The sequence below is a fragment of the Azospirillum sp. A29 genome (assembly GCF_042604625.1).
Taxonomy (GTDB): Bacteria; Pseudomonadota; Alphaproteobacteria; order Azospirillales; family Azospirillaceae; genus Azospirillum; species Azospirillum palustre.
In genome coordinates, this window is the sequence record NZ_CP170460.1 from 135,931 (window position 1) to 157,159 (window position 21,229).

20 protein-coding genes are annotated in these 21,229 nt (G+C 66.3%); 19 read left to right on the plus strand and 1 reads right to left on the minus strand.

Annotated elements, in window-relative coordinates:
- Positions 1 to 64 precede the first annotated feature (64 nt).
- From fdhF to ABNQ38_RS00600, 13 genes are all read left to right on the plus strand, one after another.
- The gene (fdhF, locus tag ABNQ38_RS00540; protein WP_377805155.1) at positions 65 to 2,236 is read left to right on the plus strand and encodes a formate dehydrogenase subunit alpha; all 2,172 of its coding nucleotides are present in this window, start codon (positions 65 to 67) and stop codon (positions 2,234 to 2,236) included.
- 176 nt (positions 2,237 to 2,412) lie between these two features.
- On the plus strand, positions 2,413 to 2,655 hold the full coding sequence (locus ABNQ38_RS00545) for a hydrogenase maturation nickel metallochaperone HypA (protein WP_174472103.1): 243 nt from the start codon (positions 2,413 to 2,415) through the stop codon (positions 2,653 to 2,655).
- A 155-nt stretch (positions 2,656 to 2,810) separates the two neighbouring features.
- Positions 2,811 to 3,710: a LysR family transcriptional regulator gene (locus tag ABNQ38_RS00550; protein WP_377805156.1), complete on the plus strand. Its 900-nt coding sequence runs from the start codon at positions 2,811 to 2,813 to the stop codon at positions 3,708 to 3,710.
- Between the two features lie 173 nt (positions 3,711 to 3,883).
- Positions 3,884 to 4,495, plus strand: coding sequence for a glutathione S-transferase family protein (locus ABNQ38_RS00555; protein ID WP_377805157.1), 612 nt, complete (start codon positions 3,884 to 3,886; stop codon positions 4,493 to 4,495).
- 89 nt (positions 4,496 to 4,584) lie between these two features.
- Positions 4,585 to 6,669, plus strand: coding sequence for a pyridoxamine 5'-phosphate oxidase family protein (locus ABNQ38_RS00560; protein WP_377805158.1), 2,085 nt, complete (start codon positions 4,585 to 4,587; stop codon positions 6,667 to 6,669).
- A gap of 95 nt (positions 6,670 to 6,764) precedes the next feature.
- Positions 6,765 to 7,229: a DUF1348 family protein gene (locus ABNQ38_RS00565; RefSeq protein ID WP_377805159.1), complete on the plus strand. Its 465-nt coding sequence runs from the start codon at positions 6,765 to 6,767 to the stop codon at positions 7,227 to 7,229.
- A 354-nt stretch (positions 7,230 to 7,583) separates the two neighbouring features.
- Positions 7,584 to 9,515: a bifunctional sugar phosphate isomerase/epimerase/4-hydroxyphenylpyruvate dioxygenase family protein gene (locus ABNQ38_RS00570; RefSeq protein ID WP_377805160.1), complete on the plus strand. Its 1,932-nt coding sequence runs from the start codon at positions 7,584 to 7,586 to the stop codon at positions 9,513 to 9,515.
- A 40-nt stretch (positions 9,516 to 9,555) separates the two neighbouring features.
- Positions 9,556 to 10,005 carry a type II 3-dehydroquinate dehydratase gene (aroQ, locus tag ABNQ38_RS00575; protein WP_377805161.1) on the plus strand — a complete coding sequence of 150 codons (450 nt, stop codon included), beginning with the start codon at positions 9,556 to 9,558 and terminating at the stop codon, positions 10,003 to 10,005.
- The gene (locus tag ABNQ38_RS00580; protein ID WP_377805162.1) at positions 10,002 to 10,904 is read left to right on the plus strand and encodes a shikimate dehydrogenase; all 903 of its coding nucleotides are present in this window, start codon (positions 10,002 to 10,004) and stop codon (positions 10,902 to 10,904) included. The genes aroQ and ABNQ38_RS00580 overlap by 4 nt, the downstream gene beginning before the upstream one ends.
- A gap of 57 nt (positions 10,905 to 10,961) precedes the next feature.
- Positions 10,962 to 11,591, plus strand: a complete 630-nt coding sequence (locus tag ABNQ38_RS00585; protein ID WP_377805163.1) for a TRAP transporter small permease — start codon at positions 10,962 to 10,964, stop codon at positions 11,589 to 11,591.
- 12 nt (positions 11,592 to 11,603) lie between these two features.
- The gene (locus tag ABNQ38_RS00590) at positions 11,604 to 12,884 is read left to right on the plus strand and encodes a TRAP transporter large permease subunit (RefSeq protein WP_377805164.1); all 1,281 of its coding nucleotides are present in this window, start codon (positions 11,604 to 11,606) and stop codon (positions 12,882 to 12,884) included.
- Positions 12,885 to 12,918: 34 nt separating this feature from the next.
- Positions 12,919 to 13,935, plus strand: a complete 1,017-nt coding sequence (locus ABNQ38_RS00595) for a TRAP transporter substrate-binding protein (RefSeq protein ID WP_377805165.1) — start codon at positions 12,919 to 12,921, stop codon at positions 13,933 to 13,935.
- Between the two features lie 122 nt (positions 13,936 to 14,057).
- Entirely contained in the window at positions 14,058 to 14,735 is a 678-nt protein-coding gene (locus ABNQ38_RS00600) for a TetR/AcrR family transcriptional regulator (protein WP_377805166.1), read from the plus strand.
- A gap of 31 nt (positions 14,736 to 14,766) precedes the next feature.
- Here the strand turns inward: ABNQ38_RS00600 and ABNQ38_RS00605 are convergent, their stop codons facing one another.
- Positions 14,767 to 15,705, minus strand: a complete 939-nt coding sequence (locus ABNQ38_RS00605; RefSeq protein ID WP_377805167.1) for a LysR family transcriptional regulator — start codon at positions 15,703 to 15,705, stop codon at positions 14,767 to 14,769.
- 93 nt (positions 15,706 to 15,798) lie between these two features.
- On the opposite strand from ABNQ38_RS00605, the gene ABNQ38_RS00610 reads away from it, so the two are divergent.
- The 6 genes from ABNQ38_RS00610 (at position 15,799) to ABNQ38_RS00635 (ending at position 21,160) form a co-directional block, all read left to right on the plus strand.
- A complete protein-coding gene (locus ABNQ38_RS00610; RefSeq protein WP_377805168.1) occupies positions 15,799 to 16,266 on the plus strand; it encodes an ester cyclase in 468 nt (155 codons plus the stop codon).
- Positions 16,267 to 16,563: 297 nt separating this feature from the next.
- Positions 16,564 to 17,760 carry an ABC transporter substrate-binding protein gene (locus ABNQ38_RS00615; protein ID WP_377805169.1) on the plus strand — a complete coding sequence of 399 codons (1,197 nt, stop codon included), beginning with the start codon at positions 16,564 to 16,566 and terminating at the stop codon, positions 17,758 to 17,760.
- 32 nt (positions 17,761 to 17,792) lie between these two features.
- Complete coding sequence (locus ABNQ38_RS00620; protein WP_377805170.1) at positions 17,793 to 18,725, plus strand: branched-chain amino acid ABC transporter permease; 933 nt, start codon at positions 17,793 to 17,795, stop codon at positions 18,723 to 18,725.
- Entirely contained in the window at positions 18,722 to 19,711 is a 990-nt protein-coding gene (locus ABNQ38_RS00625) for a branched-chain amino acid ABC transporter permease (RefSeq protein WP_377805171.1), read from the plus strand. The genes ABNQ38_RS00620 and ABNQ38_RS00625 overlap by 4 nt, the downstream gene beginning before the upstream one ends.
- A complete protein-coding gene (locus tag ABNQ38_RS00630) occupies positions 19,704 to 20,459 on the plus strand; it encodes an ABC transporter ATP-binding protein (RefSeq protein WP_377805172.1) in 756 nt (251 codons plus the stop codon). The genes ABNQ38_RS00625 and ABNQ38_RS00630 overlap by 8 nt, the downstream gene beginning before the upstream one ends.
- Positions 20,459 to 21,160 (plus strand): ABC transporter ATP-binding protein, encoded by a 702-nt coding sequence (locus ABNQ38_RS00635; RefSeq protein ID WP_377805173.1) that lies wholly within the window; start codon positions 20,459 to 20,461, stop codon positions 21,158 to 21,160. Before ABNQ38_RS00630 ends, ABNQ38_RS00635 begins: the two co-directional genes overlap by 1 nt.
- Positions 21,161 to 21,229: the final 69 nt, after the last annotated feature.

Consider the following 21,229-nt stretch of genomic DNA (forward strand, 5'->3'; position numbering starts at 1 on the left):
CCACCACTCCCCATCACTGCGGCTGACGCACAGCCGGCACAATCGAGCGAACATCGAGGTCGAGATGGAAAAGCATATGGCGGTCTGCCCGTATTGCGGTACGGGCTGCAAACTGAATCTGCTGGTCGAGGGCGGGAAGGTCGTCGGTGCCGAACCCCTCAACGGCGTCACCAATGAAGGAGAGCTCTGCCTCAAGGGGTATTTCGGCTACGACTTCATCAATGACACCAAGCTCCTGACGCCGCGGCTGCGCAACCCGATGCTGCGCCGCAGCCGCGATGCCGCCTTCGAAGCGGTGTCGTGGGACGAGGCAATCCAGTACGCAGCGAAGAAGCTGGGCGAGATCAAGGCCAAATACGGCCCCGATTCGATCATGACCACCGGCTCGTCGCGCGGAACCGGCAACGAGACCAACTATGTGATGCAGAAATTCACCCGCGCAGTCCTCGGCACCAACAATGTCGACAACTGCGCGCGTGTCTGCCACGGCCCGTCGGTCGCCGGATTGCAGGTGACGCTGGGCAACGGCGCCATGAGCAACTCGATCCCGGAGATCGAGCACACCAAATGCGTCTTGGTCTTCGGCTACAACGTCGCCGACAGCCATCCGGTGATCGCCAAGCGCATCATCAAGGCCAAGGAGCGCGGCGCCAAGATCATCGTCTGCGATCCGCGCAAGATCGAGACCGCCCGTCTGGCCGATCTGTGGCTGCCGCTGAACAACGGCTCCAACATGGCGCTGGTCAACGCCTTCGCCAACGTCCTGATCAATGAAGGGCTCTACGACAAGGAGTATGTCGCCAACCACACCGAAGGCTTCGACGAGTACAGGAGGATCGTCGACAAATACACCCCCGAATACGCCCAGGCGATCACCGGCCTGCCGGCCGAGGATATCCGCGAAGCGATGCGCATCTACGCCGCCGCTCCCTCCGCCACCATCCTGTGGGGCATGGGCGTCACCCAGTGGGGCCAGGGCGTCGACGTAGTGAAGGGGCTGTCGGGGCTGGCGCTGCTGACCGGTAATCTCGGCCGTCCGAATGTCGGTGTCGGCCCGGTGCGCGGCCAGAACAACGTGCAGGGCAGCTGCGACATGGGCGTGCTGCCGACCGAGTTCCCCGGCTACCAGAAGGTCACCGATCCGGAGATTCGCGAGAAGTTCGCCAAGGCCTGGGGCGTCCCGTCGCTGCCCGGCGAGATCGGCTACCGCCTGACCGACGTGCCGCATCTGGCGGAGACCGGCAAGCTGAAGGCCATGTATGTGATGGGAGAGGACCCGGCCCAGACCGAGCCGGACCTGACCCAGGTGCGCAAGGGCTTCGAGGCGATGGAGTTCGTCATCGTCCAGGACATCTTCATGACGAAGACAGCGATGTTCGCCGACCTGATCCTGCCGGCCACCTCCTGGGGCGAGCATGAGGGCGTGTTCAGCGCCGCCGACCGCAGCTTCCAGCGCTTCACCAAGGCAGTGGACGCCAAGGGCGACGTCAAGCACGACTGGGAGATCATCAGCCTGCTCGCCACGGCGATGGGCTATCCCATGCATTACGACAACACCAAGCAGATCTGGAACGAGCTGCGCGAGCTTTGCCCGATCTTCTACGGCGTCACCTACGAAAAGATGGAGGGGCTGGGTGCCGTTCCGTGGCCGTGCCGCGACCTCGACTCGGCCGGCTCCAAGTATTTGTATGAGGGAAACGTCTTCCAGCGGCCGGGCGGCAAGGGCCTGCTGTTCGCCACCGAATGGCGTCCGCCGCAGGACCAGTTGACCGATGAATTCCCGCTGATCCTCTGCACCGTGCGCGAGGTCGGCCATTACTCCTGCCGGTCGATGACCGGCAACTGCGCCGCCTTGCAGACGCTGGCAGACGAGCCGGGCTGTGTCACCATCAACCCCAAGGACGCCAAGGCGCTGGGCATCCGTGACCAGGAGCTGGTCTGGGTGTCGTCGCGCCGCGGCAAGGTGATCAGCCGCGCCAACGTCACCGACCGCACCAACAAGGGGGCCGTCTACATGACCTACCAGTGGTGGATCGGCGCCTGCAACGAACTGACCATCCACGCCGTCGATCCCATCGCCAAGACGCCGGAATATAAATACGCCGCCGTCCGGGTCGAGGCGATTGCCGATCAGGTCTGGGCCGAGAATTACGTCCAGCAGGAATATGCGAAGCTGAAGGGCGGCCTCAGCAACGCGGTAACCGGTGCGGCGAAGAAGGTTCCCGCCTACGCGTAAGGTTTCTCCCTCTCCCGTCCCGGGAGAGGGAAGGGGCGCAAGCATAGCTTGGGAAGGGTGAGGGGTGATCCAAGAAGCCATGCGGTTCAGATTTCTTGGAATGCCCCTCACCCTCCCCACTTCGTGGGTCCCCTCCCTCTCCCGGGGCGGGAGAGGGCAATCGCAGGAGCCAGCCCATGCATGAGATCGCGCTGTGCCAATCCTTGCTTGAACAGGCGATGAGGGCGCGCGAGGCCAATCCCTTCGACCGGGTGGTGCGCGTCATCGTGTCGGTCGGTTGCGCCAGCCGGGTACAGCCCGACGCCTTGCGTCATGCCTTCGACCTGCTGAGCCGCGACACCTTCCTTGAGGGTGCCGATCTGCGGATCGACCGTCCTCCGGGCGAGGCGTTCCGGCTCGTCGAGATGGAGGTGTCGTGAGGATAAAGCTTCGTGGGCCTACGATGCGTCGCATTGCCGCTGCGGCAGCCCGCGCCGAGACGCGGACACGTGGTCGGTATCAATAATGTTGCTCGGGTCGTGATCGATACGTTCCCGGTCCACGCTGCGCAAGACGTGGTGGGAGGAGACCCGGCATGCAGGAAAAACTCGAATTTCTGATCGCGCTGGCGACGGAAAAGCATTTCGGCCGCGCGGCACAGGTCTGCGGGGTGTCGCAGCCCAATCTGTCCGCCGCGATCAAGCAGCTGGAATCGACCATGGGCGTGCCGCTGGTCGACCGTGGCGCACGCTTCATCGGCTTCACCCCGGAAGGGGAGCGGGTGCTGGAATGGGCACGGCGCATCGTCGGCGACTACAAGGCGATGCGCGCCGATGTCGAGACGATGAAGCAGGGGCTGACCGGCACGCTGCGGCTGGTGGTGGTGCCGACGGCGTTGCCGATGGTCCAACGGCTGACCGCCACCGTCTGGTCGATGCATCCCGGCATCAAGATCACCATTGCCTCCCACAGCTCCACCGAGATCCTGTCCAGGCTGGAGAATCTGGAGGCCGAGGCCGGGATCACCTATCTCGACAACGAACCGCTCGGCAATGTCGACGAGGTGCCGCTCTATCACGAGCGCTACCACCTGATCACCTCGGCGGACAGCCCGTTCGGCACGCGCGACAGCGTGACCTGGGAAGAGGCGGCGACCCTGCCGCTCTGCCTGCTGAACACCACCATGCAGAACCGGCGGATCATCGACCGCGCCTTCGCCGAGGCTGGCGTGCATGCCGAACCGATGCTCGAATCCAATTCCATCATCGTGCTGACCAATCATCTCTGCACCGGCATGTGGTCGACGATCATGCCGCGGATCATGGCGGATTCGCTGCTGCTCCCCCCTTCGATCCGTGCCATTCCCATCGTGGCGCCGGAACTGTCGACCCTGATCGGCCTTGTGGTGTGTCGGCGCGACCCTCAGCCGCCGCTGACTGCGGCGCTGATCGCCGACGCACGCCGTCTCGCTCCCGAACTGGCGAATGCCGCCTGAGGGCATCACTCCTCCTGTGAAGGAACGCTCGCAGGAGCGGGGCGGGCGGGCGATTATTTCATTCCAGGCAAGAATGAACTGCGAAAGCCGGGCATTCTCTCAGCGGGGAGTATCCAGCACTCTGGTGATGCGGAACGGGAATTGCCCCGTCCGGCAGATTACCGGAGCTGGACATGAAGCTGTATCATCACCCCCTGTCGGGCCACTCGCATCGCGCCCGTCTGCTCGTATCGCTTCTCGGCCTGCCGCATGAGCTGGTGGAAGTCGACCTCAAGGCCGGTGCGCACAAGAGCCCCGACTTCCTGAAGCTCAATCCCTTCGGCCAGGTGCCGGTCCTGGACGATGCGGGCATCATCGTCGCCGACTCCAATGCGATCCTGGTCTATCTCGCCAAGAAGGCAGGGCGGGGCGACTGGCTGCCGGAAGATGCCGCCGGTGCGGCGGCGGTTCAGCGCTGGCTTTCCGTGGCGGCCGGGGAGGTGGCCTACGGCCCGGCGGCCGCCCGGCTCATCACGGTGTTCGGGGCGGCGTTCAACGCCGACGAGGTCATCGGCCGAGCCCATACCCTGCTGGCCCGGCTCGAAAGCCACCTGAACGCGCAGGATTGGCTGGTCGGCGATCACCCGACAATCGCGGACGTCGCGATCTACAGCTACGTCGCGCAGGCGCCGGAAGGCAATGTCGATCTCTCCGGCTATCCCTCCGTCAAGGCATTCCTCGCCCGCATCGAGCAACTGCCGGGCTTCGTTCCCTTCGTAAAGACGCGGGTCGGGCTGGCTGCCTGATCCATCGGGAAGATCGGGGGCCCGCCCCCACGGCTACATCCCGCTTCCGGACACACCGTCCGACCGCCCCCCAGCATGGGACACCGACGATGACCGCTGCACTGAAAACATTGCCGCCCTGGCATGAGGGTGAGACGTTCATCCAGCGGAAGCTGGGAGTGGCCGAACGGATGGAGGCCGTCGGTCAGCGGGTGATCCGCGACCACATGCCCGACCAGCATCGCGACTTCTATGCCCAGCTTCCCTTCATCGTGTTGGGCAGCGTCGATCCCACGGGCGACCCGTGGGCCACGCTCCTCGTCGGCAAGCCGGGCTTCCTGTCGTCGCCGACGCCGACGAGGCTCGACATCGCTGCCCATGCCGATCCCGGCGATCCGGCGGGGGAGGGCATGCGGGACGGCGATCCCGTCGGCCTCCTGGGGATCGAGATGCACACCCGGCGCCGCAACCGCATGAACGGCGTCGTGACCGCCATCGGCAGCGGATTTCGGGTCGATGTCGACCAGAGCTTCGGGAACTGCCCGCGCTACATCCAGCTTCGCGATGTCGATTATGCACGGGATCCGGCGGAACCGTTCACCGGTGTGGCGGAGGTCCTGCCGCAGCTGGACGAACAGGCGCGGACCATGATCGGCGAGGCGGATGCCTTCTTCGTCGCCACCTATGCGGACCGGGCCGAGCGCCGTCAGGTCGATGTCTCCCATCGTGGCGGCAAGGCGGGCTTCGTCCGTGTCGCGGAGGACGGCACCCTCACGGTGCCCGACTTCAACGGCAACCTCTTCTTCTCCACCCTCGGGAACATCGTTCTCAACGGCAAGGCCGGCCTCATCTTCGTCGATTACGGCAGCGGCGACATGCTGCAAATGACCGGCGATGCGGAGGTGATCCTGGAATCGCCGGAGATTGCAGCCTTCCAGGGAGCCGAGCGGCTGTGGACCTTCAAGCCGCGCCGCATCCTGCGCCGGGCCGGCGCACTGGCGCTGCGCTGGTCGTTCCGCAAGGAGGGCTGGTCGCCCAGTTCGCTGATGACGGGGGATTGGGCGCAGGCGACGGCCCGCATGCAGGCCGGCGAACTGGCGACACGCTGGCGCCCGTACCGGGTGACGAAGATCGTCGACGAAACCCCGGCGATCCGCTCCTTCCATCTCCAGCCGGCCGATGGGGCGGGCCTTCTTCCCCATGCCGCTGGCCAGCACCTGCCGGTCCGCGTGACGGTTCCAGGGTCGGACAAGCCGGTCATCCGCACCTACACGCTGTCGGCCGCGCCGTCTGACGGCCTCTACCGGATCAGCGTCAAGCGGGAAGGGCTGGTGTCGCGCCACCTGCACGACCGCATCCGTGCCGGCGACATCATCGAAGCGCGCGCACCCGACGGTGCCTTCACCATCGACCCCTACGGGACAAGGCCGGCGGTCCTGCTGGCCGGCGGCATCGGGATCACGCCGCTGCTGGCGATGCTGCGCCACGTCGTCTACGAGGGGCTGCGCAAACAGCGGATGCGGCCGATCATCCTCATCCAGGCAGCCCGTTCGATGTCCGAGCGCCCTTTCGAGCGGGAGATCGCCGACTTGGTGAACGCCGCGCAACAGGGGGCAGGGCAGGGGGCCGTCAGATGGATCCGGGTCCTCAGCGATCCCGGCACGGCCAAGGAAGGCGTCGACTACGAGGCGGCCGGCCGCATCGACATGGCGCTGCTGACCCGCTTCCTGCCGTTCGACGACTATGATTTCTACCTGTGCGGCCCCTCAGCATTCACGCAGGCGCTCTATGACGGGTTGCGGAGCCGCAACATCGCCGACGGGCGGATCCATGCCGAGGCATTCGGGCCGTCGTCCTTGCAGCGCACGGCGGACGTCGGGGCCGCACCTCCACTGGCCCGGCCCCTGCCGTCGAGCAAGCCGGTGCCGGTGGCCTTCATGACCTCGCTGAAGGAGGATCGCTGGACGCCGTCGTCCGGCACGTTGCTGGAGTTGGCGGAAGCGCGCGGACTGGAGCCCGAATACAATTGCCGAGAAGGCACCTGCGGTACCTGCCGGACCAAGCTGCTGGAGGGTTCCGTGACCTATATCCGCGAACCGGGCGCCAGCGTCGCCCCCGGCGAGGTCCTGATTTGCAGTGCCGTGCCTGCCGAAACCGGCCCGGATGAGGAAAACCGCATCCAGCTCACCCTGTGAGCCCTTCACCAACCACGTCAACCGGGTGCGGATCGCGCCGCGCCACGCTCTCCCATTACTGCCTGTATCGTTACATCCGCAAGAAGGAGCATGCCATGTCCCGTCCGCCGCTTCCCCCCTTCACCGCAGAATCCGCCGTCGAGAAGGTCCGGCTCGCCGAAGATGGCTGGAACAGCCGCGATCCGGTGAAGGTCACGCTCGCGTATAGCGAGGACAGCCGCTGGCGCAATCGCGCCGAATTCGCGACCGGCCATGCCGAGATCCAAGCCTTTCTCACCCGCAAATGGAACAAGGAGCTTGAATACCGGCTGATCAAGGAACTCTGGGCCTTCACCGGAAACCGCATCGCGGTGCGCTACGCCTACGAATACCGCGACGACAGCGGTCAATGGTATCGCGCCTACGGCAACGAGAATTGGGAGTTTGCCGAGGACGGGCTGATGCGCGCCCGGCATGCCAGCATCAACGAACATCCCATCGTCGAGGCTGACCGCAAGTTCCACTGGCCGCTCGGCCGCCGGCCCGACGACCATCCCGGTCTCAGCCATTTCGGTTTCTGAAGCCGGGTTTTCCGACCCGGAACTCCGATAGGGAAAGGCAACCGATCCCAGACGCGACAAGGCCGTCTATCGTGGCGGCCTCGTTGCCGTTCGTTATTTCCAGCCCTTCGAAGCTGAGGGAAGACTGACATTTTTATGTTGCGAGGGACTGATATTCTGACATTGCGCTTACAGACAAAAACACATAAGTGCCGTTATGGAAATTAAAGTGACTGTCATGCGACGTCGCATGGCCCAAGCCAGAAATGTTGTTCGATGTACCGATCATTGGCAATCGAAGCGTCTTGCGCCAAAATGTACGAACTGGTACGTTTGTTGGTGTCTACGAACCATGCCGCTGCCGAAGGGGCTCCCATGCCGTCCAGCGCCTTTACCTTCAAAAAGTCGATCGCCACCGTCTCGCTGAGCGGCACCCTGCCGGAAAAGCTCGAAGCGGCGGCCGCCATCGGCTTTGACGGGGTCGAGATTTTCGAGAACGACCTGCTGACGTTCGACGGGTCGCCGGCCGATGTCCGCCGCATCGCCGAGGGCTTGGGTCTGGAAATCACCATCTTCCAGCCGTTCCGCGATTTCGAGGCGATGCCGGATCCGATCCGTGCCCGCAACCTTGACCGCGCGGAACGCAAGTTCGACGTGATGCAGGAGTTGGGCACCGACCTCGTACTGGTCTGCTCCAACGTCCAGCCCGCCGCAATCGACGATCCGGCCCGCGCCGCCGCCGACCTCGCCGAAATGGCGGAGCGGGCGCAGCGCCGGAACCTGCGCGTCGGCTACGAGGCGCTGGCCTGGGGCCGGCATGTCAACCGTTGGCGTCAGGCCTGGGACATCGTGCAGCGCGCCGACCATCCGGCGCTGGGGCTGATCGTCGACAGCTTCCACACGCTGGCCCTGAACGACGACCCGTCCAGCATCGCCGACCTGCCGGGCGACCGCATCTTCTTCGTGCAGCTGGCCGACGCCCCGGCGCTGTCGATGGACGTGCTGTCCTGGAGCCGCCATTTCCGCAATTTCCCCGGCCAGGGCCAGTTGCCGGTCCGGCGCTTTCTCGATTCGGTGCTGGCATCGGGCTATCGCGGTCCGCTGTCGCTGGAGATCTTCAACGACGAATTCCGCGCCGCCCCTGCCCGCCTGACCGCCCTCGACGGTTTGCGGTCGCTCATCCATGTGGAAGCCGAGGCTGGCTTCGGTCCAGGCCTGCCGGCTCCGCCGGTCTGCCATGGCGTGGAGTTCCTCGAATTCGCCGTCGACGCGGCGGCACGCGACAAGCTGTCCGCTTTGCTCGGCAGCCTGGGATTCCGCCATGCCGGACGCCACCGCTCCAAGGATGTCGACCTCTACCGCCAGGGCGGCGTCAATCTGGTGCTGAACAGCGAGGAGGATTCCGCGGCGTCGGAGCATTTCCAGATGCATGGACCTTCGGTTTGCGCCATGGCCTTCACGGTGGATGATGCCGCCCGCACGATTGCCCGTGCCGAGGCGTTGCGCTGTGTGTTGTGGCGCGAGCGGGTCGGCGACGGCGAACGCCGGATCCCGGCGCTGCGGGCACCCGACGGCACGCTGATCTATCTGGTCGACGGCAAGGAAGCCCGCCGCAGCATCTGGGAGGACGACTTCCACCTGTTCGCGGAAGAGCCGGTTGGACAGGAGTCCAACACGCCGCCCCCACATGGCTCCCCCCTGCTCGGCATCGACCATGTCGCCCAGGCCCTGCCCTTCGGGCGGATGGACAGCTTCGTCCTGTTCTACCGCACGGTCTTCGGCTTCGTGCCGGAAAGCCTGTGGGAACTGCCCGATCCCTACGGCCTGATCCGCAGCCGGGCGCTGGTCAGCCCCGATGCCGAGCCCGGCCGGGGCGTGCGGCTGCCGCTGAACATCTCGGAAAGCCGACGGACCGCCACCGGCCGTTTCGTCAGCGCCACCTCCGGCGCCGGTGTTCACCACATCGCCTTCGCCACCGCCGATGCCGACGCGCTGGTGACGGACCGTCTTGCCGCCGGCGCGCCCTTCCTGCCGATCCCCGCCAACTATTACGACGATCTGGCGGTCAAGCACCCGCTGGACGATGCGACGCTGGCGACGCTGAAGGACCGCGAGCTGCTCTATGACCGCGACGAGCAGGGCGAGTTCCTGCACGCCTACACCGACAGTTTCGACGACCGCTTCTTCTTCGAGGTGGTGGAGCGGCGTGGCGGCTACCGGCAGTTCGGCGCGGTGAACGCCGCCGTGCGCATGGCGGTGCAGGCCCAACTGCGCGAAGGCGCCCGGCCCGAACTCTATCTCGACTGAAAATGAACGAAACAGTGCGTTTGTTTGGAGACGCCCCACCATGAGCCGCCCGATCCTCGTCCTCAACGGACCGAACCTCAATCTGCTGGGCAAGCGCGAGCCGCACATCTATGGCCACGAGACATTGGCCGATGTCGAGGCCGACTGCCGCCGCACCGGCGAGACGCTGGACCTTGCCGTCGATTTCCGGCAATCCAACGCCGAACATGTGCTGATCGACTGGATCCACGACGCACGGGAGACGATGGCCGGGCTGGTCATCAACCCGGCCGGCCTGAGCCACACCTCGGTGGCGCTGATGGATGCGCTGTCGGCCTGCGCCTTCCCCATCCTGGAGGTCCACATCTCCAACATCCACCAGCGCGAGGAATTCCGTCATTTCTCCTACGTCTCGCGCGTCGCCGCCGGGGTGATCTGCGGCTTCGGCACCCAGGGCTACACGCTGGCCCTCCAGCGCATGGCCCGGCTGCTGGAAAGTGCCGCGAAATGAATGCCCTGTCCCGGCCGGCCCCCGCCGTCGGCAATTCCATTCTCGTCGGCCTGATCGGCGCCGGCATCCAGGCCTCACGCACCCCGGCGATGCACGAGCGGGAGGCCGACGCGCTCGGCCTGCGCTGCATCTACCGGCTGATCGACCTCGACCGCCTTGGCCTCGGCCCCGATGCCCTGCCGGAGCTGCTGTCGGGCGCCGAGCGCATGGGCTTCACCGGGCTGAACGTCACCTACCCGTGCAAGCAGGCGATCATTCCGCTGCTGGACGAGCTTTCGGACGACGCCCGCGCCATTGGGGCGGTCAACACCGTCGTGCTGAAGGACGGCCGGCGGGTCGGCCACAACACCGACTGTTCGGGTTTCGCCGAGGGCTTCCGCCGCGGACTGGCCGGCGTGCCGATGGACCGGGTGGTGCTTATGGGGGCCGGCGGGGCCGGAGCGGCTGTCGCCCATGCCGCCTTCCATCTCGGGACCGGCCGGCTGGACATCTTCGACGCCGACCCGGCGCGGGCGGCGCTGCTGGCGGAGCAGATCAACGCGCGCTTCGGCGGTGAACGGGCGATGGCGATCCCCGACCGGGAGAGCCTGCGCACCGCCGTGGCGGCGGCGGACGGGTTGATCCATGCCACGCCCACCGGCATGGCAAAGTTCCCCGGCCTGCCGCTTCCGGCAGAGATGCTGCACCCGCGGCTTTGGGTGGCGGAGATCGTCTATTTCCCGCTGGAAACCGAGCTGCTGCGCGCCGCGCGGGCCATCGGCTGCCGGACGCTGGATGGCGGCGGCATGGCGGTGTTCCAGGCGGTGGACGCCTTCCGGCTGTTCACTGGGGTTTCCCCCGATGCCGAACGCATCCGTGCCCATTTCGCGTCGATGGACGCCGGCCGATCCGCCGCCTGATACTGGCCCCAATCGAATAGAGATAAGCCGGCTGGGCGCCGGCACCGGGAGGACCGCATGAGACAGCTGGTCGAGGTCTATTTCACCCTCATCAAGATTCTGATGGCGCTGTGCATGGCCGGCATGGTGGTGCTGGTGTTCGGCAATGTGGTGCTGCGTTACGCCTTCAACAGCGGCATCACGGTGTCGGAAGAGTTATCGCGCCTGTTCTTCGTCTGGATGTGCTTCCTCGGCGCCATCCTGGGCCTGCGCGAGCGGGCTCATCTCGGCGTCGATACGCTGGTGGCCCGCCTGCCGCGGACCGGCAAGATGGTCTGTGCGATGCTCAGCTGCGGCCTGATGCTGTGGGTCACCTGGCTGGTGCTGCAGGGAAGCTGGACCCAGACCCTCATCAATTGGAGCGCGCAGGCACCGGCCACCGGCCTGTCGATGGGGCTGCTCTACGGCATCGGCGTGGTGTTCGGCCTGTCGACCGGCGCCATCCTGCTGCACGAGATGTATCTGCTGCTGACCGGAAAGATCTCCGACGACGACCTCGTGATGGTCTCGGAATCGGAGGATCTGCCGGAGGCCACCGCCCATGGCGCCCACACCGGCGGCCACCGGACGCACCAGTCCACCAACCAGGGAGGCACCGACCGGGCGGACGCCCTGCCGCTGCCTTCCCGCACCGTCTCCAGCCGCTGAGGGCGCCGGATCATGACCATCACCATCTTCCTCGGCTCCCTGCTGGGCGCCATGGCCATCGGCATGCCCATCGCCTATGCGCTGCTGCTGTGCGGCGTGGCGCTGATGATCCAGCTCGACCTGTTCGACGCGCAGATCGTGGCGCAGAACCTGATCAACGGTGCCGACAGCTTTCCCCTGATGGCCGTGCCCTTCTTCATGCTGGCCGGCGAGATCATGAACACCGGCGGCCTCGCCAAGCGCATCGTCAACCTCGCCATGGCGATGGTCGGCCACATCCGCGGCGGGCTCGGCTATGTCGCCATCCTGGCGGCGACGGTGATGGCCAGCCTGTCCGGCTCCGCGGTGGCTGATGCGGCGGCGCTGGCGACCCTGCTGGTGCCGATGATGGTGGCGGCCGGCCATGACCGCAACCAGTCGGCCGGTCTGGTCTCGGCCAGTGCCATCATCGCCCCGATCATCCCGCCCTCCATCGGCTTCGTCATCTATGGCGTGGCGGGCAACGTCTCGGTCACCAAGCTGTTCCTGGCCGGCATCTTCCCCGGCATCCTGCTGGCCATCGGCCTCTGCGGCGCCTGGTGGTACGTGTCGCGCAAGGAGAACCTGTCGCCGCCGCCGCGCCGCTCCCTGCGCGAGGTGCTGGCGATCCTGCGCGAGGGCGTGTGGGCGCTGATGCTGCCGGTGATCATCATCGTCGGGCTGAAGTTCGGCGTCTTCACCCCCACCGAAGCCGCCGTGGTCGCCGCCGTCTACTCGCTGTTCGTCGCCGTCTGCGTCTATCGCGAGATGTCGGTGGCCGACATCTACCCGGCCCTGCTGGGTGCGGCGAAGACGACCAGCGTCGTGATGTTCCTGGTCGCAGCGGCTCTGGTGTCGTCCTGGCTGATCACCGTCGCCAACCTGCCGGGGATGGTGACCGATCTGCTGGAGCCGCTGATGGGCAACCAGACCCTGCTGCTGCTGGCGATGATGGCGCTGGTCGTGGCGATCGGCACCGCGATGGACATGACGCCGACCATCCTGATCCTGACGCCGATCCTGGTTCCGGTGTGTAAACAGGCCGGCATCGATCCCGTCTATTTCGGCGTGCTGTTCATCATCAACAACGCCATCGGCCTGATCACCCCGCCCGTCGGCACCGTGCTGAACGTGGTCTGCGGCGTGTCGAAGGTCAGCATGGAGGGTGTCATCAAAGGCGTCTGGCCCTTCATGCTGGTGCAGCTGTTCGTTCTTTTCCTGCTGACCCTGTTCCCGTCGCTGGTGATGGTTCCGGCGGCCTGGCTCAGCCACTGATCCCATTCCGCAAGAAAAAACCCGGAGGAAACCAATGAAGACGCACATGAACTCCCTGCTCGCCGGCCTGCTGTTGCCCGGCCTGCTGTTCGCCGGTGCCGCCGCCGCGGAGTACAAGGACCGTTCGGTCAAATTCGCCTTCCAGAACGTCAAGGAGCACCCGCAGGGCCAGGGCGCGCAGAAGTTCGCCGACATCGTCGAGGCGAAGAGCGGCGGCAAGATCAAGGTGAAGCTGTTCCCCGGCGGCACGCTGGGCGGCGACGTGCAGACCGTTTCGGCGCTGCAGGGCGGCATCGTCGAGATGTCGGTGATGAATGCCGGCATCCTGGTGTCCCAGGCCAAGGAATTCGCGCTGGTCGACCTGCCCTTCCTGTTCAACAGCGCGACCGAGGCCGACGCCCTGCTGGACGGTCCGGTGGGCGAGCAGCTGATGGCGAAGCTGCCGGAAAAGGGTCTGGTCGGGCTCGGTTTCTGGGACCTCGGGTTCCGCAACCTGACCAACAACCGCCGGCCTGTGAAGACCGCCGCCGACATCGCCGGCCTGAAGATCCGCGTCATCCAGACACCGATCTACATCGACATCTTCAAGGCGCTGGGTGCCAACCCGGTACCGCTGGCCTTCCCCGAACTCTACAGCGCGCTTGAGACCGGCACCGTCGACGGGCAGGAGAACCCGGCCAAGACCATCGAACTGACCAAGTTCAACGAAGTCCAGAAATACATGACGATCACGCGGCACATCTACAATCCGCAGTCGCTGATCATCTCCAAGAAGTTCTGGGACACGCTGACTTCCGATGAAAAGGCCTTGTTCCAGAGCGCTGCGGCCGAAGCCACCGTCTTCCAGCGCAAGCTCTCGCGCGAGCAGGAGGCCGATGCGCTGGCGTCGCTGAAGGCGAAGGGCATGACCATCGACGAACTGCCGGCCGACGAACTCGGCAAGATTCGCGAGAAAGTCAAGCCGGTGGTCGACAAGTACAAGGCCGAGATCGGCGATGCACTGGTCACCCAGGCCTATGCCACCATCGAAAAGAAGCGCGCCTCGAACTGACCGGTGAGTTCAAGGTGGAGCGTGTCCGCACGCTCCACCACTCCGGCATTGAGCTTTTTATCATGTTCGTCCATTACCTCCGTTGAAGGCGCTCCCAGCGCCGCATGAAAATGGAACAGGGCATGACGGCGGACGACGCGACCGGAACAACTCCAAAAGCCAAGCCGAGCCGCAAGAACGATCCGGAAGGCACCCGCCAGGACATTCTTGAGGTGGCGACGGAGGAGTTCGCCTCGCTGGGCTTCAGCGGCGGCCGGGTCGATGCCATCGCCGCACGCACCCGCACCACCAAGCGCATGATCTATTATTACTTCGGCGGCAAGGAGGAGCTGTATCTTGCCGTTCTGGAGAAGGTCTATGGCGACATCCGCGCCATCGAAAACCGGCTGAACCTCCAGAATCTGGACCCGGAAGCGGCGATCCGCGCCCTGATCGATTTCACCTTCGACTATCAGGAGCAGCACGAGGACTTCATCCGGCTGGTCAGCATCGAGAACATCCACCGCGCCGAACACATGAAGAAGTCAAAGGCCATCGCCAATTTGAACATCACGGTCATCGATACGCTGGCCCGCATTCTGGAGCGCGGCCGGGCGGCGGGTGTGTTCAAGGCCGACGTCCAGCCCATCGATCTGCATCTGATGATCAGCGCCTTCTGTTTCTTCCGGGTATCGAACCGCCACACCTTCAACCTGATCTTCCATCAGAATCTCGCCGCCACCGACACGCGCACCCGGCACAAGCGGATGATCGCCGACGCCATCGTCAGCCTGCTCAAGTCGGAAGCGGCGGGCACCTGAACCGACCTCGCCGAACAGGTTCACTGCCGCATCAGGCGGCCGGACCGGCGGGGGTGCGAAGTCCGGCGCGGTGCGGAACCGACGCCAGCAGGTCGCGGAACCACCACTGTGCCGGGTGGACGTCGTTGCGGCGGTGCCAGGACAGGGCGAAGTGGATCGGCGGAAGGTCGAGCGGGGCCGGCATGATGCAAAGCCGCTCCGCATGGCCCGAGGCGGCGACCACGCCTTCCATCAGGGTGGCGATCAGGTCCGTTTGCGCCACCAGGGCCGGAGCGGCATAGAGTTGCGGCAGCGTCAGGGCCAGCCGGCGCTTCAATCCCTGCTTGGCCAGGGCCGCATCGACCACCCCGTAGCTTTCATTCTCCGGCGACACCAGAAGGTGCGACTGCCCCAGGAAGCCGCTCAGTTCGAGCGGTGGGCGCACGGTCGGATGCCCCCTGCGGACGACGCAGACGAAGCGCTCCTCGAACAGGATGCGGCTGAGAATCCTTCCGGTGGCGGTCGGCGGCACACCGACCGTCAGATCGACCTCGCCGGAGTCCAGCATGCCGATGGCATCGTCCCGTGCGATGAAGTTGCGGATGCGCAGGGTGACGCCCGGCGCCTGTTCGCGCAGGATTTCCAGCAGGGCCGGCAGCAGGGCAAAGGTCGGGTGGTCCGACAGGCCCAGGGTAAAGCTGGCGGTGGAGGTCGACGGGTCGAAGCTCTGCGTGAACGCCAATGCCTGCTGGAGTTCGGTCAGAGCCCGGCCGATCGGTTGAGCCAGGTCGAGCGCAAGCGGGGTCGGTTGCAACCCATTCGGCCCGCGGACGAACAACTCGTCCTTCAACAGTCCGCGCAGACGGGCAAGCGCGGCGCTCATGGCCGGTTGGGTGCGGCCGATGCGGGCCCCGGCCCGTGTCACGCTGCGCTCGGCCATCAGGGCATCGAAGGCGACGAGCAGGTTCAGATCGATGCCATGCAAATCCATAACATGGATGTTTCCATATATCGAAGATCGATTTCAAGCATGTCCGGCCATCGGGTAGCGTCCCTTCATCGCATCCATGAAAGGAAAAGCCCCATGGCACCGAAGGACGACACAGTGACCGGAACCGGGCTCACGCCGCAGGAACTCCGCGCCGTCGAGACGCTCTACCGCGCTTTCAGCGAAGGCAACCCGGATCTTCTCGACGAGGCAGTGACCGAGGATTGGCAGGACATTCCCCTCAATCCCGGACAGCAGCCGGGCCGTGAGGGAATGAAGCCGCTGATTCGCGGATTTCTCGCCGCGTTCCCGGACACCAAAATCGAGGTCCTGGACATCATCGGTGCGCCCGGCCGCGCCGCCGTGCGGGCGGTGATGACCGGAACCCACAGCGGCGACTGGTTCGGGATCGCACCGACCGGCCGGTCCTTCCGGGTGGCGATCCATGAGTTCCACCGAATCGCCGACGGCAAGCTGACCCACACCTGGCATCTCGAGGACTGGTTCGGCTGGATGAACCAGATCGGAGCCCGCCCCGTTCTGGCGGAGGAGGCCGGACGGTAGCCTCCCAACCCGCTGTCCCTTCCGCCAAGGGACAGTTGGAACGGTTTCCCGCCGCGTTCTTTTCAGTGTCGGCATGAAGGTGCGCTGACCGGGGCGAAGCATCCGCCCGCCGGACTTAGGCCATCGCCGCCATCAGGCGTCCTTCCAGACAGTCCGGTCCGGTTCGGAAGAACCGGATTTCGGATCTGGACAGTTCGCCTCCCACCACGGACAACCGGCGCACCGCACAGACACGGATGCCAAAAGCCGGACTGCGAGGGTATGCTTCCGACACATCAAGAACAGGGAAATCAACCAATGAACCGTCGCAGCTTTCTCACCACGACCGCCGCAACCGCAACCGTCGCCGCCACCGGGGGATTCGCGTTCGCGCCGTCCATCGCGCGGGCGCAGACTCAGGCGATGAAGGTGGCGTTCGTCGGCACGCTGTCCGGTCCGGGGGCGGCGCTGGGCACGCATCTGCGCGACGGCTGGCTGGCGGGGGTGACACGGCTGAACAACCAGCTCGGCGGCCGGGCGGTCGAGACGCTGGTGATCGACGACGAGCTGAAGCCCGACGTGGCGGTGTCCAAGGTCCGCGCCGCGCTCGAACGCGACAAGGTCGATTTCGTGGTCGGCGTCGTGTTCAGCAACATGCTTCAGGCCATCGTCCGCCCAGTGACGGAGAGCAACACCTTCCTCATCACCGCCAACGCCGGCCCCTCCACCCTTGCCGGCAAGGGATGCAGCCCCTTCCTGTTCAGCAGCGCCTACCAGAACGACCAGCCGCACGCGACCATGGGGCAGGCGGCGCAGGATCTGGGTTACAAGCGCGTGTTCATCCTGGTGCCGAACTATCAGGCCGGCAAGGACGCGGTGGCCGGCTTCCGCAGCCGCTACAAGGGCGAGGTGGTCGACGAGATCTATGTGCCGCTGAGCCAGCTCGACTTCTCGACCGAGGTCACCAAGATCGCCGCAGCCAAGCCGGACGCCATCTTCACCTTCATGCCGGGCGCGCTGGGGGTCAATCTGGTGCGGCAGTACCGGCAGGCCGGGCTCGCCAACATCCCCTTCCTGTCCACCTTCACCGTCGACGAATCGACCCTGCCGGCCCAGGGCGAGTCGGCTCTCGACTTCTACACCGCCGCCACCTGGGCGCCCAACTTCGACAATCCGCACAGCCGCCGCTTCGTGCAGGAGTTCGAAGCGGCCTACGGCTATGTCCCGTCGAACTTCGCCGCCCACGCCTATGACGCCGCCCACATGCTGGACGCGGCGATCCGCCGGACCAACGGCGACGTCGCTAATAAGGCGGCACTGCGCACGGCGCTGGAGGCCGGCGACTTCCCGTCGGTCCGGGGCGCGCTGCGGCTGGGGGCCAACCATTTCCCGATCCAGGATTTCTGGCTGTGCAAGGTCGCCAAGCGTGCCGACGGCAAGTTCCAGACGGAAACCGTGCGCAAGGTGCTAAGCGCCGACGCCGACGGCTACGCCGCCTCCTGCAAGATGGGGTGACGGGCGGGACGGGCTGACGGGGGGCTTTCGCGATGTCCATGCTTCTGGTGCAGGCCCTCAACGGCCTGCAGTTCGGGGTGCTGTTGTTCCTGGTGGCGGCCGGACTCAGTCTGGTGTTCGGCGTCATGGACCTGATCAATCTGGCCCATGGCGTCCAATACATGCTGGGGGCCTATGTCGCCGCCACGCTGGGGGTGTGGACCGGCAGCTTCTGGTTGGGGGCCCTGCTGGCTCTGCCGGTGGCGCTGCTGGTCGGGCTGGCGCTGGAATGGCTGGTGTTCCGCCATCTCTACCGCCGCGACCATCTGAGTCAGGTGCTCGCCACCTTCGGCGTGATCCTGACGGTGGAGGAGGCGACGCGGGCGCTGTGGGGCAGCGCCCCGCAGACCGTGCTGGAGCCGTCCTGGCTGACCGGCGGCCCGATGGGCGGGGTGGAGATCGTGCCTGGGCTGCTCTACCCGACCTACCGGCTGGTCATCATCGGCGTCGGCATCGTGGTGCCGCTGCTGCTGTGGTTCCTGGTGGAGCGGACGCGGGCCGGCATGCTGGTGCGGGCGGGGGCGACCCATCCCGCCATGGTGTCGGCGCTGGGGGTGGACATCCGCCGCCTGTTCACTGTCGTCTTCGCCTTCGGCGCCATGCTGGCGGGGTTCGCCGGGGCGCTGGCCAGCCCGATCTTCCCGGTGGCGCCGGGCATGGGCGACACCGTGCTGATCCTGTGCTTCGTGGTGATCGTCATCGGCGGCGTCGGCTCCATCCGCGGCGCCTTCATCGCAGCATTGCTGGTCGGGCTGCTCGACACGGTCGGGCGGGCGATGCTGCCCGACCTGCTGCGGCTGCTGCTCGACCCGTCGTCGGCCCGGCAGACCGGGGCGGCGCTGGCCTCCATGCTGGTCTACATCGTCATGGCCGCCATCCTCTTCTTCCGTCCGGCCGGGCTTTTCCCGGGGGGACGTTCGGCATGACGGCCCCGTTCCACAAGACCCTCCGCAAACATGCGCTGGCCCTGGTCACGCTGCTGGCGCTGGCGGCGGCCCCCTTCCTCGGCTTCGGCGACGGCTTCGCGCTCAGCCTGCTGGCGCGCGCGATGATCCTGGGCATGGCGGCGGTCAGCCTGTCGCTGCTGGTCGGCGGCGCCGGGCTGGTCAGCCTGGGGCACGCCGCGACGATGGGGATCGGCGCCTATGCCGTGGTCGCCTTCGACGCCGCCGGGGTCAGCGAGGGGCTGATCGTCTTCCCCGCCGCCATCGCCGCGGCGGCCGCCTACGCGCTCGTGACGGGAGCGGTGTCGCTGCGCACCAGCGGCGTGCATTTCATCATGATCACGCTGGCCTTCGGCCAGATGGCCTTCTTCACCACCTCCTCCTTCTCCAGCCTGGGCGGCGACGACGGCTACACGCTCTATGCCCGCACCGAGTGGCTGGGAAGCCGGATCCTCGACAACCGGCTGACCTTCCATTTCCTGTGCCTGGGCCTGCTGGCCCTGGTGTGGGTGGGCGGAACCCTGCTGCTGGGTAGCCGGTTCGGCCGGGTGCTGCGGGCGGCGCGGGAGAATCCGCAACGGGCGCTGGCGGTGGGTTTCCAGCCCTACCCCTACCGTCTGGTCGCCTATGTGATGGCGGGGGCGGTCGGCGGCCTGTCGGGCGCCTTGCTGTCCAACGCGACGGAGTTCGTGTCCCCTGCCCTGCTGTCCTGGACGCGGTCGGGGGAACTGCTGTTCATGGTCATCCTCGGCGGCGTCGGCCAGCTCGGCGGCGCGATCCTGGGGGCGCTCGCCATTGTGCTGCTGGAGGAAACGCTGTCGCACCTGCTGGTCTACTGGCGGCTGGTGTTCGGGCCGCTGCTGGTGCTGTCGGTGCTGTTCCTGCCGGACGGGCTGATCGGCGCGCCGCTGCGCCTGCGTGCCGCCTTCCGGTTCGCCTCGCCCAAGCGGAGGAATGCCGATGCCTGATCCGTTGCTGGAACTGCACGGCCTGAGCAAGAATTTCGGCGCGCTAACCGTGACCTCCGACGTGTCGCTGACCGTCCTGCCGGACGAGATCCATGCGGTGATCGGCCCGAACGGGGCAGGCAAGACCACGCTGATCCACCAGATCAGCGGCACCCTGCGTCCGGACCGCGGAACCATCCGCTTCGCCGGCCAGGACGTGACCGCCCTGCCGTTCGAACGCCGCGCCCGGCTGGGGCTGGCCCGCAGCTTCCAGATCACCACCATCGTGCCGGGCTTCACCGCGCTGGAGAACGTCGCGCTGGCGGTGCAGGCCCGCAGCGGCTCCTCCTTCCGCTTCCTGCGCCCGGTGGCCGGCGAGGCCGCGCTGAACGCGGAGGCCCACGCGGCGCTCGACACCGTCGGGCTGGGCCGGGTCGCCGACCGCACCGCCGCCGCCCTCTCGCATGGCGAGAAGCGCCAGCTCGAACTCGCAATCGCCATCGCGATGAACCCCCGCCTGCTGCTGCTCGACGAGCCGCTGGCAGGGGCCGGGCCGGAGGAGACCGAGCGGCTGATCGGCATCCTGCGCGAGCTGCGCAGCCGCTACGGCATCCTGCTGGTCGAGCATGACATGCAGGCGGTGTTCGCCCTGGCCGACCGCATCTCCGTCCTGGTCTATGGCCGCGTCATCGTCACTGGCACGGTGGACGAGATCCGCGGTCACCCCGAGGTCCGCACCGCCTATCTTGGAGAGGACGCGCTGGCGTGATGCTGAAGATCGACAACCTCACGGCGGGTTACGGCCAGAGCCAGGTGCTGTTCGACGTGTCGCTCTCCATCGAGGCCGGGCAGGTGCTGGCGCTGATGGGGCGCAACGGCATGGGCAAGACCACCACCATCTCCGCCGTGATGGGGCTGATTCCGCGCTGGGGCGGCGCTGTCAGCTTCGACGGCCAAGGCATCGGCCGCATGCCGCCGCACCGGGTGGCGCGGCTGGGGGTGGGGCTGGTCCCGGAAGGTCGCCAGATCTTCCCGACCCTGACGGTGGAGGAAAACCTCGTCGCCACTGCCGCCACCCGCGGCGACGGAACTGCGCGCTGGACGCTGGAGGCGGTGTGGGAGCTATTCCCACGCCTGCGCGAACGCCGCCGCAATCTGGGCAATCGCCTGTCGGGCGGCGAGCAGCAGATGTTGGCAATTGGGCGGGCGCTGATGACCAACCCGCGCCTGCTGATTCTGGACGAGGCGACCGAAGGGCTGGCCCCGGTGATCCGCGCCGAAATCTGGACGGTGCTGGAGACGCTGAAGCGCGAAGGCCAGTCCATCCTTCTGGTCGACAAGAACCTGTCGGCGGTGCTGCGCCTCGCCGACGCCTGCGCGGTGATCGAGAAGGGCCGCACGGTGTGGAGCGGCACCAGCGCGGATCTGGGCCGGGCGGCCGACATTCAGGAAACCTACCTGCACATCTGAAGCATCGGGCACCCCCGCACCGCAGGGTATCGGCCGGCCGCTGTCGACGGTGCCATGGCCTCTCGTCCG

What these genes read in the sequence shown, in the direction of transcription:
- fdhF (WP_377805155.1), top strand. Translation starts at nt 65, where the DNA reads ATGGAAAAGCATATGGCGGTCTGCCCGTATTGCGGTACGGGCTGCAAA.
- ABNQ38_RS00565 (WP_377805159.1), top strand. Translation starts at nt 6,765, where the DNA reads ATGTCCCGTCCGCCGCTTCCCCCCTTCACCGCAGAATCCGCCGTCGAG.
- ABNQ38_RS00620 (WP_377805170.1), top strand. Translation starts at nt 17,793, where the DNA reads ATGTCCATGCTTCTGGTGCAGGCCCTCAACGGCCTGCAGTTCGGGGTG.
- ABNQ38_RS00605 (WP_377805167.1), bottom strand. Translation starts at nt 15,705, where the DNA reads ATGGATTTGCATGGCATCGATCTGAACCTGCTCGTCGCCTTCGATGCC.
- ABNQ38_RS00590 (WP_377805164.1), top strand. Translation starts at nt 11,604, where the DNA reads ATGACCATCACCATCTTCCTCGGCTCCCTGCTGGGCGCCATGGCCATC.
- aroQ (WP_377805161.1), top strand. Translation starts at nt 9,556, where the DNA reads ATGAGCCGCCCGATCCTCGTCCTCAACGGACCGAACCTCAATCTGCTG.
- ABNQ38_RS00580 (WP_377805162.1), top strand. Translation starts at nt 10,002, where the DNA reads ATGAATGCCCTGTCCCGGCCGGCCCCCGCCGTCGGCAATTCCATTCTC.
- ABNQ38_RS00600 (WP_377805166.1), top strand. Translation starts at nt 14,058, where the DNA reads ATGACGGCGGACGACGCGACCGGAACAACTCCAAAAGCCAAGCCGAGC.
- ABNQ38_RS00570 (WP_377805160.1), top strand. Translation starts at nt 7,584, where the DNA reads ATGCCGTCCAGCGCCTTTACCTTCAAAAAGTCGATCGCCACCGTCTCG.
- ABNQ38_RS00630 (WP_377805172.1), top strand. Translation starts at nt 19,704, where the DNA reads ATGCCTGATCCGTTGCTGGAACTGCACGGCCTGAGCAAGAATTTCGGC.
- ABNQ38_RS00555 (WP_377805157.1), top strand. Translation starts at nt 3,884, where the DNA reads ATGAAGCTGTATCATCACCCCCTGTCGGGCCACTCGCATCGCGCCCGT.
- ABNQ38_RS00615 (WP_377805169.1), top strand. Translation starts at nt 16,564, where the DNA reads ATGAACCGTCGCAGCTTTCTCACCACGACCGCCGCAACCGCAACCGTC.
- ABNQ38_RS00635 (WP_377805173.1), top strand. Translation starts at nt 20,459, where the DNA reads ATGCTGAAGATCGACAACCTCACGGCGGGTTACGGCCAGAGCCAGGTG.
- ABNQ38_RS00625 (WP_377805171.1), top strand. Translation starts at nt 18,722, where the DNA reads ATGACGGCCCCGTTCCACAAGACCCTCCGCAAACATGCGCTGGCCCTG.
- ABNQ38_RS00560 (WP_377805158.1), top strand. Translation starts at nt 4,585, where the DNA reads ATGACCGCTGCACTGAAAACATTGCCGCCCTGGCATGAGGGTGAGACG.
- ABNQ38_RS00550 (WP_377805156.1), top strand. Translation starts at nt 2,811, where the DNA reads ATGCAGGAAAAACTCGAATTTCTGATCGCGCTGGCGACGGAAAAGCAT.
- ABNQ38_RS00585 (WP_377805163.1), top strand. Translation starts at nt 10,962, where the DNA reads ATGAGACAGCTGGTCGAGGTCTATTTCACCCTCATCAAGATTCTGATG.
- ABNQ38_RS00545 (WP_174472103.1), top strand. Translation starts at nt 2,413, where the DNA reads ATGCATGAGATCGCGCTGTGCCAATCCTTGCTTGAACAGGCGATGAGG.
- ABNQ38_RS00610 (WP_377805168.1), top strand. Translation starts at nt 15,799, where the DNA reads ATGGCACCGAAGGACGACACAGTGACCGGAACCGGGCTCACGCCGCAG.
- ABNQ38_RS00595 (WP_377805165.1), top strand. Translation starts at nt 12,919, where the DNA reads ATGAAGACGCACATGAACTCCCTGCTCGCCGGCCTGCTGTTGCCCGGC.